The 16,008-nt window shown below is 70.6% G+C and carries 13 protein-coding genes and 1 tRNA gene; 7 read left to right on the top strand and 7 right to left on the bottom strand.

The annotated features are described in order from the left end of the window. Positions 1-19 precede the first annotated feature (19 nt). From rsgA to NBX02_RS04540, 3 genes are all read left to right on the top strand, one after another. Positions 20-1,126: a ribosome small subunit-dependent GTPase A gene (gene rsgA, locus NBX02_RS04550; RefSeq protein WP_250290128.1), complete on the top strand. Its 1,107-nt coding sequence runs from the start codon at positions 20-22 to the stop codon at positions 1,124-1,126. Between the two features lie 742 nt (positions 1,127-1,868). Next, positions 1,869-2,666 (top strand): histidinol-phosphatase, encoded by a 798-nt coding sequence (gene hisN, locus NBX02_RS04545; protein ID WP_250281817.1) that lies wholly within the window; start codon positions 1,869-1,871, stop codon positions 2,664-2,666. Next, complete coding sequence (locus NBX02_RS04540) at positions 2,663-3,526, top strand: glycerophosphodiester phosphodiesterase (RefSeq protein WP_250290127.1); 864 nt, start codon at positions 2,663-2,665, stop codon at positions 3,524-3,526. Before hisN ends, NBX02_RS04540 begins: the two co-directional genes overlap by 4 nt. A gap of 1,074 nt (positions 3,527-4,600) precedes the next feature. On the opposite strand, the gene NBX02_RS04535 is transcribed toward NBX02_RS04540, so the two are convergent. The 3 genes from NBX02_RS04535 to NBX02_RS04525 form a co-directional block, all read right to left on the bottom strand. After that, positions 4,601-5,713: an alpha/beta fold hydrolase gene (locus tag NBX02_RS04535; protein WP_250290126.1), complete on the bottom strand. Its 1,113-nt coding sequence runs from the start codon at positions 5,711-5,713 to the stop codon at positions 4,601-4,603. A gap of 123 nt (positions 5,714-5,836) precedes the next feature. After that, the gene (locus tag NBX02_RS04530) at positions 5,837-7,267 is read right to left on the bottom strand and encodes a gamma-aminobutyraldehyde dehydrogenase (RefSeq protein WP_250281806.1); all 1,431 of its coding nucleotides are present in this window, start codon (positions 7,265-7,267) and stop codon (positions 5,837-5,839) included. A 510-nt stretch (positions 7,268-7,777) separates the two neighbouring features. Further along, the gene (locus NBX02_RS04525; RefSeq protein ID WP_250281807.1) at positions 7,778-9,184 is read right to left on the bottom strand and encodes an aspartate aminotransferase family protein; all 1,407 of its coding nucleotides are present in this window, start codon (positions 9,182-9,184) and stop codon (positions 7,778-7,780) included. A 507-nt stretch (positions 9,185-9,691) separates the two neighbouring features. Here NBX02_RS04525 and NBX02_RS04520 point away from each other — a divergent pair. Further along, complete coding sequence (locus NBX02_RS04520; RefSeq protein WP_250281809.1) at positions 9,692-11,029, top strand: aminotransferase class III-fold pyridoxal phosphate-dependent enzyme; 1,338 nt, start codon at positions 9,692-9,694, stop codon at positions 11,027-11,029. A 142-nt stretch (positions 11,030-11,171) separates the two neighbouring features. Here the strand turns inward: NBX02_RS04520 and NBX02_RS04515 are convergent, their stop codons facing one another. Next, complete coding sequence (locus NBX02_RS04515; RefSeq protein ID WP_250290124.1) at positions 11,172-12,482, bottom strand: polyamine ABC transporter substrate-binding protein; 1,311 nt, start codon at positions 12,480-12,482, stop codon at positions 11,172-11,174. 379 nt (positions 12,483-12,861) lie between these two features. On the opposite strand from NBX02_RS04515, the gene NBX02_RS04510 reads away from it, so the two are divergent. Together NBX02_RS04510 and NBX02_RS04505 are read left to right on the top strand one after the other, a co-directional pair. Next, positions 12,862-13,119 carry a hypothetical protein gene (locus NBX02_RS04510; protein WP_250287562.1) on the top strand — a complete coding sequence of 86 codons (258 nt, stop codon included), beginning with the start codon at positions 12,862-12,864 and terminating at the stop codon, positions 13,117-13,119. Positions 13,120-13,359: 240 nt separating this feature from the next. Then, positions 13,360-14,079: a hypothetical protein gene (locus NBX02_RS04505; protein ID WP_250290122.1), complete on the top strand. Its 720-nt coding sequence runs from the start codon at positions 13,360-13,362 to the stop codon at positions 14,077-14,079. A gap of 73 nt (positions 14,080-14,152) precedes the next feature. Here NBX02_RS04505 and NBX02_RS04500 read toward each other — a convergent pair whose 3' ends face one another. Together NBX02_RS04500 and NBX02_RS04495 are read right to left on the bottom strand one after the other, a co-directional pair. Then, complete coding sequence (locus NBX02_RS04500) at positions 14,153-14,314, bottom strand: hypothetical protein (RefSeq protein ID WP_250287558.1); 162 nt, start codon at positions 14,312-14,314, stop codon at positions 14,153-14,155. Beyond that, positions 14,311-15,096, bottom strand: coding sequence for a type IV toxin-antitoxin system AbiEi family antitoxin (locus NBX02_RS04495; protein ID WP_250290120.1), 786 nt, complete (start codon positions 15,094-15,096; stop codon positions 14,311-14,313). Before NBX02_RS04495 ends, NBX02_RS04500 begins: the two co-directional genes overlap by 4 nt. A 416-nt stretch (positions 15,097-15,512) precedes the next feature. Here NBX02_RS04495 and NBX02_RS04490 point away from each other — a divergent pair, with 416 nt between their 5' ends. Further along, positions 15,513-15,743, top strand: a complete 231-nt coding sequence (locus NBX02_RS04490; protein ID WP_250290117.1) for a hypothetical protein — start codon at positions 15,513-15,515, stop codon at positions 15,741-15,743. Between the two features lie 7 nt (positions 15,744-15,750). Here the strand turns inward: NBX02_RS04490 and NBX02_RS04485 are convergent. Then, positions 15,751-15,827, bottom strand: a tRNA-Met gene (locus NBX02_RS04485). Positions 15,828-16,008: the final 181 nt, after the last annotated feature.

Here is a 16,008-nt window from a genome sequence, read left to right as displayed (position 1 = left end):
CCCCGAAGTGCGCGCCTGAATGGCGCGGGAACTCGACGAGGACGACGTCCGGGTGCGGGCCGGCCGCGGGTCGCGGCCGCGTACCCGGGACCGGCCCGACCACGCCGACGCGGTGACGGCGACCGTGGTGGCGGTCGACCGAGGCCGTTACACCTGCCATGTCGCCGGGACGTCACCGGAGCCGCGACCACGACCACGTCCGAAAGCGCAGCCGCCGCCGGGGCCGGCACCGGGGCCGGGGCCGGGGAGCGGCGGCACGTCCGCATCCGCGTCCATGTCCGCTTCTGGCGGGGCGCTGGTGGCCGCCGTCCGCGGGGGTTCGGTGCGCCGGACCAGTGTGGTCGTCGGCGACGAGGTCGCCCTGGTCGGGGACATCTCCGGCCGGGCCGGCAGCCTTGCCCGGATCGTCGGGCGGGCCGAGCGCCGCAGCGTGCTGCGGCGTACCGCCGACGACACCGACCCGGTGGAACGCCCGATCGTGGCCAACGCCGACCGGCTGGTCATCGTCTGCGCCCTCGCCGACCCGCCGCCGCGGCCGGGGCTGATCGACCGCTGCCTGGTCGCGGCCTACGACGGCGGCCTGGAGCCGCTGCTGTGCCTGACCAAGGCCGACCTCGCCGACGACACACCCCTGCGCGCACTCTACGCGCCACTTGGCCTACCTATGGTGACCACCAGGCCGGACGCCGGCCTGTCCGGGCTGACCGCCCTGATGGCGGCCCACGTCTGCGTCATGTTCGGCCATTCCGGGGTGGGCAAGTCGACGCTGGTCAACCGGCTGGTGCCGGACGCCGCCCAGACGATCGGCGCGGTCAACGCGGTCACCGGCCGTGGCCGGCACACCTCGTCCGCGGCGATCGCCCTGCCGATGCCGGGCGGCGGCTGGGTCGTCGACACCCCGGGGGTGCGCTCGTTCGGGCTGGGCGCGGTCTCCACCGACCGGCTGCTGCGGGCCTTCCCCGATCTGGCGCCAGCCGCGGCGGCCTGCCCCGGCGGCTGCACCCATCTGGCAGGCCTCGCCGACTGCGCGCTCGACGAGGCGGTGGCGGACGGCCAGGCGGACCCGGCCCGGCTGGCCAGCCTGCGCCGGCTGCTCGCCGCCCGCTCCGGCACCGACCCGTCATAACGCCCGGCCACCCGGACCGCGCCGGCAAGACGACCACGATCGAGATCCGCCGGCGCCGACCCGTCACACCGCCCGGCCCCGACCACGACCAGCCCAGCTGTCCCCAGTACCGGGCCCCAGCGGTCACCGAAATCCCCCGGCCCCAGCCCCGGCCAAGCCCGGCCGTCCCCAGTACCGGGCCCCAGCGGTCACCGAAATCCCCCGGCCCCAGCCAACCCGGCTGTCCTCCCCGATACCGGCCGCCCCGATACCGGCCGCCCCGGGACGCCGTCCCAGCGGCGCGCATCCCGTCCGTGACCGCCCGCGCAAACCATAATCGGCGCGTAAGTTTGTCGTTTTGTACGCTTTTTTGTCGTATAAGCGTATAAAATGACAAACTCGCGCTGATCTTCAGCGATGACCGGCGCCCATCGACATGCGCCTGCGTTCGTGCGGATGCGTATGGTTACATAGCTGACGCTCCAGGTGCCGGCTGACTCGGGTGGCGGAGGGGGCGACAGGCCGTCCGTGGTAGCGTCGCCGCCCGCGCGACGTCTGGTGGGCCTTGTTCACGAAGGCCGCCTTCCGCCCGGGTGAAGGCGCGCGCGGGTAGGCTCCCCGCGTGACCAATGCCGCCCGAACAGACGTCGCCCGAACAGACACTCTGGGAGCCGTGGGGACGGACCTGCCGGGACCAGGCCAACAGCCGGCTCCCGGCGGCACCCGGCCCACCGTCGACGGGGACGCGGCCACCGGGCACCCGATCGGTGACGACCTCGCCCTCGCCCTCGCCCTCGCGGACGCCGCCGACGCGATCACACTAGCCCGTTTCCAGGCCGTCGACCTGCGCGTCGAGGCGAAACCCGATGCCACCCCGGTCACCGACGCCGACACCGCCGTGGAGGCGATGATCCGCGAGCGGCTGGCCGAGGCCCGGCCCGGCGACGCGGTGCTCGGCGAGGAGCAGGGGCTCATCGGTGCCGACACCCGGCGTCGCTGGGTGGTCGACCCGGTGGACGGCACCAAGAACTTCGTGCGCGGGGTGCCGGTATGGGGGACGCTGCTCGCCCTCGAGGTCGACGGCGAGGTCACCGTCGGGGTGGCGAGCGCCCCCGCGATGGGCCGGCGCTGGTGGGCGGCCCGCGGCCGGGGCGCCCACACCCGCACGGCGGTCGGCGAGACCCGCTCCCTTGCCGTGTCCGCGGTGGCGGACCTGGCCGACGCCTACCTGTCCTTCGCCTCGATCGAGAGCTGGTCGGCCGCCGGGCGGCTGGCGCCCTTCCTGGACCTGGTCGACGCGGTGTGGCGGACCCGCGCCTACGGCGACTTCTGGTCCCACATGATGGTCGCCGAGGGCGCTGTCGACCTCGCCTGCGAGCCCGATGTCTCCCTCTGGGACATGGCCGCCCTCCAGGTGATCGTCGAGGAGGCCGGTGGCACCTTCACCGACCTGTCCGGACGCCGTGGGCCCGGCGGCGGCTCGATCCTGACGACCAACGGCCGCCTGCACAGCCGGGCGTTGGGCATTCTCGACCAGCCCGCCCGGCCCACCGTCCGGTGACCCGTCCCGCCGGGGCCGTGATCGGGTTCGCCCACCGGGGCGCGCCGGGCCGCTTCCGGCGGGAGAACACCCTGGCGGCGTTCAGCCGGGCGCTGGCCGGCGGCGCGGGCGGGCTGGAGTCGGACGTGTGGCTCACCGCCGACGGCGTCCCGGTGCTCCATCACGACGGCGTGCTCGGCCCCCCGGGCCGCCGCCGCCGGATCGGCGACCTGCCGGCGGCCCGGTTACCGGCCTGGCTGCCCGCTCTGGCCGACCTCTACGCCACCTGCGGCAGCGACTTCGAGCTCAGCCTGGACCTGAAGGATCCCCCGTCGGCCATCGGACGGGCCGCCGTGGCCGTCGCCGCGGTGGCCCGGGCCGCGGGCACGGCGGAACGGCTGTGGCTGTGCGGCAGCCTGCCGGCGATCCGTCACTGGCGGTCGCTCGACGAGCTTGCCGGGCCGGGGCCGGTACGGCTGGTCAACTCCGCGTCCGCACGGGAGGCCGGCTTCCGCGGTCGCGGCGGCGGTCGCGGTGCCCTCCCGGACAGCCGGCCGGACGACCGGCTGGACGCGTACGTGCGTGAGGCCGCGGCGGCTGGTGCCACGGTGCTGAACCTGCGGGCCAACGAGTGGACCGCGTCGATGGTGCCGGTGGTACGCGCCGGCGGGCTGCTCGCCTTCGGCTGGCACGCGCAGACGTCCGGGACGCTGAACCGGCTGGTGGGATTCGGCCTGGACGGCGTCTACTCGGACCACCTCGGCCGGCTTGTTCGCGCCACGGGCAGCGGTACGGCAAGCACGGACGCGGACAACGTCGACGTCGACGTCGACGTCAGGCGGTCGGATGAGGACGATCAATCATCCTCGCTGGTGGAATGACCGGCGCAAATCACCGGGCCCGCACATTAGGGGCGGACCACGGATGCCGACGCAATCCAGCAGGTCAAAAGCGACGTGGCCGTGCTTTTTACACGCTGCCGGAAGGCCTCGCCCCCTGGGTCGCTGCCAGGCTCCGCAGGGTGACGGCCTGGGACGTCGGTACGGCGCTCGGCGCTTCCCCACTCCGCCGGCTCGGCGCACCCCGCCGGAGCCTGCCGCTATAGGCGTCGCGGAGCGTGCTTATTTCGCGGCCGAAGCGGATGGTGACCGGCCGGCTCACTCCTCGGCGGCGACTTCGGCGACTTTCAACATCTGCGGCGGAAATCCTGTGCGTTCCGCTACATGCTCGACAGAGTAGCCCTGCCGTACCAGGTCACGGGCCTGCTCGAGGGTCCAGCCGCGACCGGGGTCCACCCGGCGGACGACGACCTCACTTGCTTGGCGACGCTCTTCTGGCCAGCTCAGACGTGCACGACGTGCCAACGGTCGACCTCCGATATATCTCTGACTTCCAGTTACTACGACAAGGATAGGCCATATTGGCATGACCGCGCTCGACGAACTCCACGATAGCGGGCGCCAACGACCCAATACGACACCGGGTTGGAACATAGAAGTGGCATCTGTCTCGACGATCTGACGATCTGACGATCTGACGTGATGGCCGGCGGCGGCGTCGAGGCAGGCCATCATACCTGGCTGATCACGGACCCTGGACCAACCGGCCCACGGCTGTTCATGCCCGGGAACAGCGCGAGGCTGTCACCAGTATGAACCGTTGCGGGTACGACTCAAACACAACTCCTGACAAGACGATGCCCACGAGTGGCACGCCGACAACCTGAACCGACAACCGCCGCGTGTTCACCGCCGGCCACGGGGCCGTCGACGCATCTTCGTTTCCGGCTCACCTTCTTCGCCGTGGTTCGGTCATCCGGTTCCCGGCCCCAGCCGGCCCCGACCGGCCCCGACCGGCCCCGGCCTGGCCCTGTGGCCAGGCAGATCCGCCTCCGTCCGCGTCATCGCCCCGCCGGCGGCGGCCGGGCCGGCCACCGGTGAACCGGCCGTCGACGGTCACTGGCACCCGGCCATGTCCCGGTCACGGATGGGCTGTTGCCCCACCCGTCCCCGCGAGCACAACAGGTCCCGCCACTGCCGGGCGGAGTACGTCGCCGGGCGGGTGGTAGCCAGGAAGTCCTCCAGTACCGCCCGGAAGCGCTCCGGATCGCTGTGATGGGGGAAATGTCCGGCACCCTCAAAGATCTCCAGACGGCTGCCGGGCATCGCCGCGTGCGCGATCCGCGCGTGCTCGACCGGAATCACCGCGTCACGCTCACCCCATATGATCATACATGGCATTCCGGCGGCGAGATAGCAACGGTCCAACATGGTGATTGCCTGGCCGTGACCGTCCACCGAGGCGCGCAGCGTCCGCAGAAATGCCGCCCGGGCGGTACGCATGTGCAGGTTGTCGAACATCCGCATCAGGTCGTCGGCGTCCCGGCCCAGATCGGTGCGCAGCCAGCGCAACGTCCGGGTCACCGCCCAGCCGACCTGGCGCAGCGAGGACGCGGTGGCCAGCGAAAGCACCAGTCCTGATCCGGGAGCGGTCGCCATGGCCCGCAGCACCGGATGCAGATCCGGGCACACCCCGCCGGTCGAGACCAGTACCACCCGCTCGCAACGCTCGGGGAACTGGTAGGCGAACTGCATGGCGATGCCGCCGCCCAGGGAATGGCCGACCACCGTCACCCGGTCGATACCGAGCACCGTCAAAAGGTCACGCATCCCGCACGCGTATCCGCCGATGGAATAGTCCCCGCGCGGCTTGTCGGACTCGCCGTGACCGAGCAGGTCCGGCACAATCACCGTCCGCCCCCGCGCGAGCAGCGGAACAAGGCCACGCCAGCTCTGCGAGTTGTCCCCGATGCCGTGGACGAGCAGCAACGCCGGGCCGCGCCCCGCCCGTATATAGGCCCTTCGATATCCGTGCACCATCACGTATCGGGTGGCATAACGCGACGGAACCGGCGACCGGACGGCTCGCGCCGCATCCGCGCCGTCCACCGCCCTGGCACTGTCCACCGCCCTGGCCAGGCCGTCCCGGCCGTCGCCCGGCAGGCCGTCCCGGCCGTCGCCCGGCAGGCCGATCAGGTCATGCGCCCTACGAGTACGGATCTCATCCATGGCCGTCCTCCGACCATTCATCACAGGTCGGCCGGGTGCGGTGCGGTGCGGTGCGGTGCGGTGCGGGATGCCCGCCCGTGGCACCGTCACGGCCCCCGGCCGGCCTCCGACAGCCCGAACCGGTCAGAACTCGATGTTGCTCATCACGTGCTTGACCCGGGTGTAGTCCTCCAGACCGTAGATCGACAGGTCCTTCCCGTAACCGCTCTTCTTGAAGCCGCCGTGCGGCATCTCGGCCACCAGCGAAATATGGGTGTTGATCCATACACAGCCGAAGTCGAGCCGGCGGGCGACCCGCATGGCCCGCCCGTGGTCACGCGTCCACACGCTGGAGGCGAGCCCGTACTCGACCCCGTTCGCCCAGGCCACCGCCTCGTCCTCGGAGCTGAAGCGCTGGACGGTCACGACCGGGCCGAAGATCTCGTTCTGGATCATCTCGTCGTCCTGGCGCAGGCCCGCGACCACCGTCGCCGGGTAGAAGAACCCGGGCCGATCCAGCGGCTCCCCACCGGTGAGCACCTCGGCGTGCGACGGCCTGCGCTCCACCAGGCCGTGGACCCGGCCGAGCTGGCCGAGGTTGTTCAGCGGGCCGTAGGCCGCCGCCGGCTCCTGCGGTGGCCCCGTCCGGGTCGCCCGCGCCTGCTCGGTGAGGGCGACAACAAGATCGTCATGGACGCCCGGGGCCGCCAGCACCCGGGTGGCGGCGGTGCAGTCCTGGCCGGCGTTGAAGTAGGCCGCGCCCGCGATCCCCGCCGCCACCTCCTCGGCGTCGACGTCGTCGAAGACGATGACCGGCGCCTTGCCCCCGAGCTCCAGATGGACCCGCTTGAGGGAGTCCGCAGCCGACCGGGCGACCTCCATGCCGGCCCGGACACTGCCGGTCACCGACGCCATCGCGGGCAGCGGGTGGGCCACCAGCGCCCGGCCGGTGTCCCGGTCCCCGCACACCACGTTCAGGACGCCGGGCGGCAGGAACTCGGCGGCGATCTCGGCGAGCAGCAGCGTGCTCACCGGCGTCGTCTCCGACGGCTTGACGACCACGGTGTTCCCCGCGGCGATCGCCGGGGCGAACTTCCACACCGCCATCATCATCGGGTAGTTCCACGGCGTGACCTGCGCGCAGACCCCCACCGGCTCCCGGCGGACGAAACTGGTGTGACCGGCCAGGTACTCCCCGGCCGAGCGGCCCTCGAGCAGCCGGGCGGCACCGGCGAAGAAACGGATCTGATCCGCCATTGGCGGGATCTCCTCGTTCATGGTCAGCTCGATCGGCTTGCCGGTGTTCTCGCTCTCCCCCCGGACGAGGTCCGCGGCGCGCTTCTCAACCGCGTCGGCCAGCCTGAGCAGGGCCCTGGCCCGCTCGCTCGGCGTGGTGTCGCGCCAGGACTCGAAGGCGCGCCCGGCCGCCTGGACCGCGGCGTCCACGTCGGACGGGCCGGACAGGGACGCCTCGGCGAAGACCTCCGCGGTGGACGGGTTCACCAGCGGCATCGTGCGGCCGCCCGCCGCCGGGACGCTGGTACCGCCGATGAAGTTCGTCAGAATCCTGTCCATACGCACACTCCGGTAGCCGATATGGATCGAACGGACCTGGGGCCGGGCCGGCGTCGACCGGATTGCCGGCTGGCGTCGGCACCGGGTTCCCGGCCGGGCTCCGAGCGCGCGAGAAGAGCTGTGGCCGCGCGTTCTTCGGCCGGTCGCGGAATCCCCGGGCGCGAGAAGGCCACTGACAGGCAGACTAGACCACGGATTACGTCCCCGTCAGAAGGATTTGACGCAGAAATCATACCGAAATATCCCTTGAGCGTCATATCCCCGGTCATCCTTGAGCCGCCTCTCAGGAAGTCCTTCGGATATCCTCAGCCTCCCCCGGTATCCCCCGCCGTGCCCCCTGGCACTCCCGGGCGCTCCCGGGCGGCCGGCCGGGCCACCCGCGCGCCCGAGGTCCCCTCGATGGCCCGGCGGTGCTCGTCAGCGGGTGGCGCCCGCCTGCCACGTGGTGACAGTCCGTCAGCAGATGCCATCCCGCCAGGCCGTGACATTCCGCTATGAGGTGACATTCCGTCACGAGGTGATATCGCGGGCCAGCGCGTCCAGGGAGTCCAGGTAGCGGTCGACGTCGGCCTCGGTGTGCTGCACCGACAGCGTCCACTCCTCCTCCCGGCCCGGCGCCATCAGCACGCCCCGGTTGGCGTTGTACAGCCACGCGAGCTCCGGCAGCGCCGCGTTCTGGTGCGCCATGAACGAGGTGTAGTCGCGGATCGGCGCGTCGGTGAAGTGGACGCAGCCCTTCGAGCTGATCCCGACCGTGTAGCCGAGCAGCCCGTGCCGGCGCAGGATCTCGTCGCAGCCGGCGATCAGCAGCTCACACAGCCGGTCCAGGTGGGCGTACGCCTGCGGGGTGAGGACCTCCAGCAGGCTCGCCCGGGCCGCGGCCATGGTCAGCGGGTTGCCGTTGAACGTCCCGACCTGCTTGACCCGGTCCGACGCGACCACCTCCATGATCTCGGCGGTCGCGCCGAGGGCGCCGGAGGGCAGACCGCCGCCGAGCGCCTTGGCCAGGGTGACCATGTCGGGCCGGACGCCGAACCGCTCGGTCGCTCCCCCGGGCGCCACACACAGCCCGGTCTTGACCTCGTCGAAGATCAGTACGATGCCGTGACGCCGGGTGATCTCCCGGACGGCCTCCAGGTAGCCGGGCTCGGGCAGGATCACCCCGAGGTTCATCATCGCGGCTTCCATGATCACACATGCCGGTGGCCGCCCGTCGGCGACGAGCGCCTCGATCCGCCGCTCCATGGCCGGGGCGTCGTTGAACGGCACCGGCACGGTCAGGTCGACGACGGCCCGCGGTATCCCCTCGCCATAGGCGAGGGACGCCATGTTGTCGGGCGGGCCGATCTCGTCGTACGGGGTGCCGATGGAGACCATCACGTAGTCGTGGTGGCCGTGATAGGAGCCGAAGATCTTGATGATCGTCTCACGCCCGGTGACGGCCCGGGCGATCCGGATCGCGTCCATGGTCGCTTCCGAGCCCGAGTTGACGTAGCGCCACTGCGGCAGGCCGAAACGGCGTGCCAGCTCCTCGCTGACGATCAGGGAGTCCTCGGTCGGCATGGCGAAATGGCTGCCCAGCCCGATCCGCTCCCGCACCGCCCGGACGATCGCCGGGTGCGCGTGCCCCTGCACCATCGAGCCGAAGCCGTTGTGGAAGTCGCAGTACTCGCTGCCGTCGACGTCCCACACCCGGGAACCGCGCCCGTGCGTGAGGTAGATCGGCCAGGGATCACGGGCCTGGTAGGACGACGGGACCCCACTCGTCATCGAGCGCACCGCCCGGTCGTGCATCGCCCGTGAGCCCGGGGTGCGCTCCTGTAGCCGCAGCTCCTCACGCTCGGTAAGGGCGGCCACCCGCTCGTCACGGCGGGCCGGCAGGATGCCATCCTTCGGTTCGGATGCTGTTCCGGCCATGTGCTGCGCCCCCTCCCAGTGACCTCGCCTCCGCCCAGTGACCTGGGAATCCGGAAATCGCGAGGACCCGACCGGGCCGCTCGGACCACCGGCGCCCGGTAGGGAAAGCGTAGCCCGCCCGGCACCGGCCGGCCCGGTCCACAGCTGACGCGCGAAAGACAGGACCGTCCTGCCACCGGCCTGGCGCGAAGTGCGGGAACCCGCACCGACAGCCGTCCCGGAAATGCCAGCTCCATAACGGATGAAGAACTCCGGGAGGATTTCCACCGCTTACAGGATTTCTGTTGCTTACGGACTACCGATTATTTCCGGGCGTATCCGGTAGAACAAATCATGATTGTTCCCGGTTCGCCCCCCGATGCGGGCGGGCCTGGCGGGGACGGGCCTGGCGGGGACGGCGTTGTCCCGCCGCCCTCCGAGCGAGCCCCGCCACGCGCCCGGCGGAACGACGGGCCTGGAACGACGGGGCTGTTGCGACGCTGCCCGGGACGTGCGCTACTTGCCTGCATGCCACGCCCCGCGCCCGCGTCACACCCCGCCCAGCCGGGCTCCCGCGCCCGGCCGCACCCTGCCCAGTCGCCTCCCAGGACGGGGGAACCGGCGGAGCCGGGGCCGCTGCTGCACCCGTTCGCGCGTCCGGCGGCGCCCGCGGGGTCGTTCCTGCGGATCGTCTCCGGCCGGGGCGCATACGTCACGGACGACTCCGGCCGCCGCTACCTCGACGGGATGGCGGGCCTGTGGCACTGCGCGGTCGGCCACGGCCGCGAAGAGATCATCCAGGCGGTCGCGGCGCAGCTGCGGGAGCTGGACGCGTTCCATCTCTTCGAGCGGTTCACCAACGCCCCGGCCGAGGCGCTCGCCGAGCGGCTCGCCGCGCTCGCGCCCATGCCACAGGCGCGGGTCTTCCTCACCAACGGCGGGTCCGAGGCGGTGGACAGCGCGGTGAAGATCGCCCGTCTCGCGCACGCCCTCGCGGGCCGGCCGGAGCGGACGATCATCATCAGCCGCTCCCCGAGCTATCACGGCGTCACCTACGGCGGGATGACCCTGACCGGGCTGCCGGCCAACCGGGAGGGATTCGGCCCAGGGGTCGGCGATGTCGTCCAGGTCGACAAGGACGACCTGGACGCGGTGGGCGCGGTGCTGGCCGACAGCCACGGCCGGGCCGCCGCGGTGATCGCGGAGCCGGTGATCGGCGCCGGTGGCGTCCACCCGCCGCGGCCGGGCTACCTCACCGGGCTGCGCGAGCTGTGCGACCGCCATGGCGTGTTCCTCATCCTCGACGAAGTGATCACCGGCTTCGGGCGGCTGGGGAACTGGTTCGGCGCGGACCACTTCGGCGTCCGGCCCGACATCGTCACCTTCGCCAAGGCCGTCACCAGCGGCTACCAGCCACTCGGCGGCGTGCTCCTCGGGCCCGCCGTGCACGAACCGCTGACCCGCCCGGATGTGGTGCTGCGGCACGGCGGCACCTACGCGGGGCACCCGGCGGCGTGCGCGGCCGCGCTCGCCAACATCGGCCTGCTGGAGTCCGAGGGCCTGATCGGCCGGGCGCCCGCGATAGGTGACCGCCTCGCGGCCGGCCTGCGCTCGGTGGCGCGGACGCACGGCCTCACCGACGTGCGCGGCCGCGGCGCCATGTGGGCGGTCGACCTGCCAGCCGGGGTGGATGCCACCGCGATACGCGACCACATGCTCACCCATGGTGTCATCGTCCGTCCGATCGGCGCGTCGACCCTTGCCTTCTGCCCGCCGCTGGTCGTCGGCCTCGCCGAGGTGGACACGCTGTCGGACGCGCTGCGAGCCGCCCTCGACGCCGACGCCGGCTCCGACGCCGGCACCTGATCCGGGCCCGGCACCAGATCCGGATCCGGGCCTGCGCCGGCCCTGCCCGGCAGGCCGTCACAGCCAGCGGATCATCACAGTCGGTGAGTCGTCGCATTCGGTGGGTCGTCGCATTCGGTGGGTCGTCACATTCGGTGGGTCGTCAGGGCTGGTAGACGGACTGGAACAGGCTGTTCCACTCGACGGCCTCGAGCCGGCTCAGGACGCGGTAGCGCCGCAGCCGGGAAAGATCCGAACGGACCGGGAAAACCAGCGGGCTGTCGGCGGTGGCGACCAGCTGTGCCTGCGTGGGGCCGCTGGCGGTGCCCGCGTCCCGGATGATCTTATCCCGTGAGAACGGGACGGGGGTGATGTAGTTGATGCCCTCGGCGAGTTTCGCGGCGATGTCGGTCTGGTAGACGAAGTTCATGAAGGTGATGGCGTCCACCGGATGTGGCGCGGTGACCGGGATGCACATGCTGTCGGTCCACAGGATGCCGCCCTCGGTGGGAATCACGAAACGCAGGCCGGCACCCTCGGAATTGGCCTGGAAGATGTCCCCGGACCAGGCCATGGACAGCCAGATGTCCCCTTTCCTGAGCGGCTCGATGTAATCCTGCTGGTAGTAGTCGCGGACGATACGGGCGTCCCGCTGCCCGCGCAGGAGCTCCGCGGCCTTCCGCCAGTCCGCCGGCGTCGAGGCCTCCGGCGTGATCCCCATGCCCACCAGGGTGAAGTTCGGCAGGTCCCGGACGTCCCCGAACATCCCGACCCGGCCGGCGAAGGCCGGGTCGAACAGGTCACGGAAGCTGCTGATCTCCCGGCCGGTGCGGTTGGGATCGTAGGCGATCCCCGTGATCCCCGACTGCCAGGCGACCGTGAACCGGTTGTTCGGGTCGTAGGAGGGATTCGCCACGCTCTCGTCGGCGTTGGCGAGAAAGGCCGGCAGCCGGCCCGCGTCCAGCGGCGCCAGGTGGTTGCGCCGGATGAGGTCCGCGAGCACCTGCCCGTTGGGGATGACCATCAGGTCGTAGCCGGTCGGGCGGCTCGCCTCCAGCAGCGGCCGGATCCCCGCGTAGAACGACTCGTCGTTCTCGATGACCTCGCGGTAGGAGACCGTGATACCGGTCGCGCTGGTGAAGACGTCGAGCGTCGGATGGCTGTCGGGCCGGCCCGGGGAGGTGTCGATGTACAGCGGCCAGTTCGCGAAGTCGAAGTGGCCGGCCTGCGTCCGGCCGTTCCAGTATTCGGCGACGCCGCGTTCCGGCAGCGGGCTCGGCTCCGGGGGCAGCGGCGGCGCCACGGGGCGTTCCTTGCCGCATGATGCCGCCAGCAGGGCACCACCGCCGGCCAGCGCGCTGGAGAGGCCCAGGCCGGCCAGGCCGAGGAACTCCCGCCGCCCGAGCCCGCCGCGGCCCGCCGCCGGCCGGGCCGGGCGCCGGTGGGCCCCCCGGCGCGCGGACGTGCGTGGCATGGTCAGACCGCGCAGGAGGGCGGGATGGCAGGTATCACAGCGGCCGTCATCCGGCGCGTCGGCAGCGGGCTCTCCAGAACTCGGCGTCATCTCGACCCCTCCACAGGTAGACGAAAAGTAGCGATATCGCTTCTGATCGTTGATTGCGATCGGCACCCTTCTCGCCTGTATTCAACTGCGTGTCCAGATGGCTACTTTTAGGGCCACAATGTGGCACCATGCTCCGGACGGCACCGGCGCACCAGCACCCCGGCGATCATGCTTTTCCCGCGGCCGCGGTCGGAAAACCGACGTCCGACCGGAGCAACCAGTACCAGTGGACGAGAGTCCAACATGTGCGACAGCCGGAACCGCTTCGGTTCGGGAGGAGTGGATGACCATGGCGCTGGTTCATCACGATCCGCATGACGGGGTCCTGATCACCCGGATCGGTCAGGCGGAGATAACGGTCCGGCCCGAGCCACCGGCCGCCGCGGGACAGGCGCCGGTGATCCTGCTACGCCTGGACGCCCCGATGCTCGACGCCCTCGCCGCCGCCTATCTCACGCCCGAGGAGGCCCGCATGCTCGCCGAGGTGCTGCTGCGCTCGGCCGACCTGCTGCGCCCGGCAAGCCCCTGGCGCACCCCCGGCACCTGAACCAGCGGGACGCGGCGTGACGGCACAACGACCCGTCCCGCCCTTGTCACCGGACCTGAAAACCGGCCGGCGCGTCACCGCGCCCCGGCGGTATTCACGGAATCTCAACAGGCTGACGGCGATTTTACCCTGTCGATATCCGGACAGGCCTGCCACGGCACGACGGCCTCGCATTCATCCGAGTCAGCGGATATACCGGATGAAAGCTTTTACAGCCGTGGGGGCGTCATGCGTGTGTCCGTGCCTTTTGCTGTCCCCGTCACCCTGGCGGTCACCGCGGCAATCCTGCTGACGACGGGCTGCAACGTCAGCAGCGGTAGCAGCCGCTCGTCCGGCGGACGGTCGTCGCATGTCTCGAAGTCGTCCGACAGCAACCGGACGGGGACGCAGCACGTCACGTCACCGGCGACGTCACCCGCGACGGCGACGGCCAGCGCGTCCCCGGCGCGGGACGGCGATGTCGACGGCGACGGCCGCGCTGACTCGATCACACTTCCCGCCGCTGGCACACTCCTGGTCCGCTACGCGACCGGCCGTACCGACGAGGTTCCCTTCGAGGGCAATCCGGATCTGACGGTGCAGGGGGTGCTCGGCTCGGTCGACGCGGACCGGGACGGGCACGCGGAGGTGTTCGTCCGGGTCGACCGGGGAGCCGGGCTACAGGCGGCAACGGTCTTCCGGTACGTCGACTCCCGGCTGCGGCTGGTCACCCTCGACGGGCAGCAGGCGTCGCTGCCCTACGGCGCCTCGCTGCGGAACGCGGCGAAATGGGGCTGCCACCGCACGCAGTCACCAACTGCCGCGATCGAGATCTGGACGGGCACCAGCACCGACGGCAGGAGCTATCAGGGCCGCACCACCTTCTACGACTTCTCCGGCACCCGCCTGATCGCCCGCGGCCAGTCACCCCTGACCCCACCCCCACAGAACCTCACCTGCGGCTCGGTGAAATTCGACTAGAAACCCACCCACACAGCTTTCACACTCCTACCGCAGAAGTCTCGTCATGCCACTTGAGCCTGTCAGTACAGGCTCAGAAGACCAGTTCGTCGAGGCTGCCCCGCCCGTGCAGATCACGCAGAAGCAGGTCCTGGGCGATGTCCATGACGGCAGCGTCACGGCCGTCGACCCCAGCGCCTGGTGGGGTGTGCCGACCGATCCAACCGATCGTAACCGCGATGAGTCCACTGCTCATGTGACGGACTCCAGTTTTCGTGGGTCGAAGGGCAGCAGGGTGTCGGCCACCTGCCAGCGGCTGTCGTGTCGGACAACTTTGCGGCGTGGGCCGAACCACGTCTTCGTCGAAGGCCCGATGATCTGCTCGGCTACGTCGGGACGCAGCCCCTGGAGTAGATAGCCCGATCGGCTGGCGACCGTGGATGGACGCCTGCCCAACTCGACAAGCACGTCGTCAGTGGTAACTTCCGCGACCAGGTCCGGAAGCCATTCGAGTGCGCTGGACCATGAGCGTACACGAGTCGGATTCGTGGCCATATGTACCAGTACGCTCGCCGGGTGCAGCACTGGCACCCCCTTCGCTCGCTGGTAGTCGAGCCTGGGCGCGAACACCGACACGTCGAGGCCATCGGGCAACCGGCGGGCATCACGCTCACTCACCGCCGTGACCTCGACACGCGTTGGGGCCCGGTCCGCCAGGCCGAGCGCCCACGCGGCTGCCTGGAAAGTCAGGCCACAGGCGACCTCGCTGCGAGCGAGGACCGAACGCAGCAGGCGGGTGTGCCCGCCGCGGCTGTAAGGACCGGCCACCGCTGCCGGAGCGAACTCCCACACGCCGCGCTGGCCAGTCGGCAACAGCCAGCCACGCTCACGCAGCCGGGCCGCGACTGTCCGGGTAGCCGTGCGGATACCAGCCGCGCGGACCAGATCGTCAAGCCGCGCTGTCGTCACCAGATCCGCTTCCTCCAGCTCCAGCTGCTCCAGCACAGGCGCCAGCGAAGGGGGGATCGCTCGTGTCATGTGCAACCAGCCTGCCTCAGAAACAGATGCAACTTCGATAATCCTGACACCAGGATGGCTGACGCTCCGCGGAGGTGTCAATAACATCCTTCTTGTATCCACTTCTAAGACGAATAGGTAAAATTCGACGACGTTCTACGCTGTCGGCAGTCGCCGCAGTGGCCTGAGGAGCCAGAACAAACCGTGGAAGGCCACGCGGTGCATGTGATCATTTCGGTCTCGCGGGAGACGTACGCGACGGGGCCGCTGCCGAGCGTCGTGCGTCAGTCAGCCTCCCCCTGGCGGTGATGTGCAAGCAGATGTCGTGTGGCGCCGCTGGTAGCTACCTGGGCCGTCGGCGCCGGCAGCGGCCCGGAGGGACTCGGAGTCGTGGAAGTGGCCGCCGAGGGCGTGACAGGACAGGCCGGGTACTCGGCATGGAGCGCGGCGAGTCCGGCGGCGGCCAATCCGCAGCGTTGGTAGCGGGACAGGGTAAAGGTTGTTCGACGCAGCCGATCCCGCGCGACGGCTGGGACACGGCACGCCAGCAGATCACCGAGAGTGTGATGCGCGACACCGAGCTCTACTACAAGGGCGCGGAGAGTCCTGTCGACAAAAATCCAGAAGCCCTCTCGCCATTTTCTGGCGAGAGGGCTTCTGGATTATGAACTTACTTGGTAGCGGGGACAGGATTTGAACCTGTGACCTCTGGGTTATGAGCCCAGCGAGCTACCGAGCTGCTCCACCCCGCGTCGGTGTGTCTTCACCATACAAGACGCGGGGTGGGGGGTGTCAAATGGACATGATCGAATCTTCCGGCCGGCGGCCGGGCTTACCCTCCCGGCGCCCCGGCGGGGGCCATGGTTGCCGGTGGCGCCGGTGGCACGCCGCCGGGAGCGGCGGCCGGCGGCGCCGGGGAGCCCGGCTCGGCGG

Origin of the sequence: Protofrankia sp. CiP1_Cm_nod1 (assembly GCF_920888515.1) — a bacterium.
In the GTDB taxonomy this organism is placed as follows: domain Bacteria; phylum Actinomycetota; class Actinomycetes; order Frankiales; family Frankiaceae; genus Protofrankia.
This window is presented reverse-complemented; position numbering and strand designations above follow the sequence as displayed.

What these genes read in the sequence shown, in the direction of transcription:
- NBX02_RS04535 (WP_250290126.1), bottom strand. Translation starts at nt 5,713, where the DNA reads ATGGATGAGATCCGTACTCGTAGGGCGCATGACCTGATCGGCCTGCCG.
- rsgA (WP_250290128.1), top strand. Translation starts at nt 20, where the DNA reads ATGGCGCGGGAACTCGACGAGGACGACGTCCGGGTGCGGGCCGGCCGC.
- NBX02_RS04520 (WP_250281809.1), top strand. Translation starts at nt 9,692, where the DNA reads ATGCCACGCCCCGCGCCCGCGTCACACCCCGCCCAGCCGGGCTCCCGC.
- NBX02_RS04490 (WP_250290117.1), top strand. Translation starts at nt 15,513, where the DNA reads ATGGAGCGCGGCGAGTCCGGCGGCGGCCAATCCGCAGCGTTGGTAGCG.
- NBX02_RS04530 (WP_250281806.1), bottom strand. Translation starts at nt 7,267, where the DNA reads ATGGACAGGATTCTGACGAACTTCATCGGCGGTACCAGCGTCCCGGCG.
- NBX02_RS04525 (WP_250281807.1), bottom strand. Translation starts at nt 9,184, where the DNA reads ATGGCCGGAACAGCATCCGAACCGAAGGATGGCATCCTGCCGGCCCGC.
- NBX02_RS04500 (WP_250287558.1), bottom strand. Translation starts at nt 14,314, where the DNA reads ATGAGCAGTGGACTCATCGCGGTTACGATCGGTTGGATCGGTCGGCAC.
- NBX02_RS04495 (WP_250290120.1), bottom strand. Translation starts at nt 15,096, where the DNA reads ATGACACGAGCGATCCCCCCTTCGCTGGCGCCTGTGCTGGAGCAGCTG.
- NBX02_RS04510 (WP_250287562.1), top strand. Translation starts at nt 12,862, where the DNA reads ATGGCGCTGGTTCATCACGATCCGCATGACGGGGTCCTGATCACCCGG.
- NBX02_RS04515 (WP_250290124.1), bottom strand. Translation starts at nt 12,482, where the DNA reads ATGCCACGCACGTCCGCGCGCCGGGGGGCCCACCGGCGCCCGGCCCGG.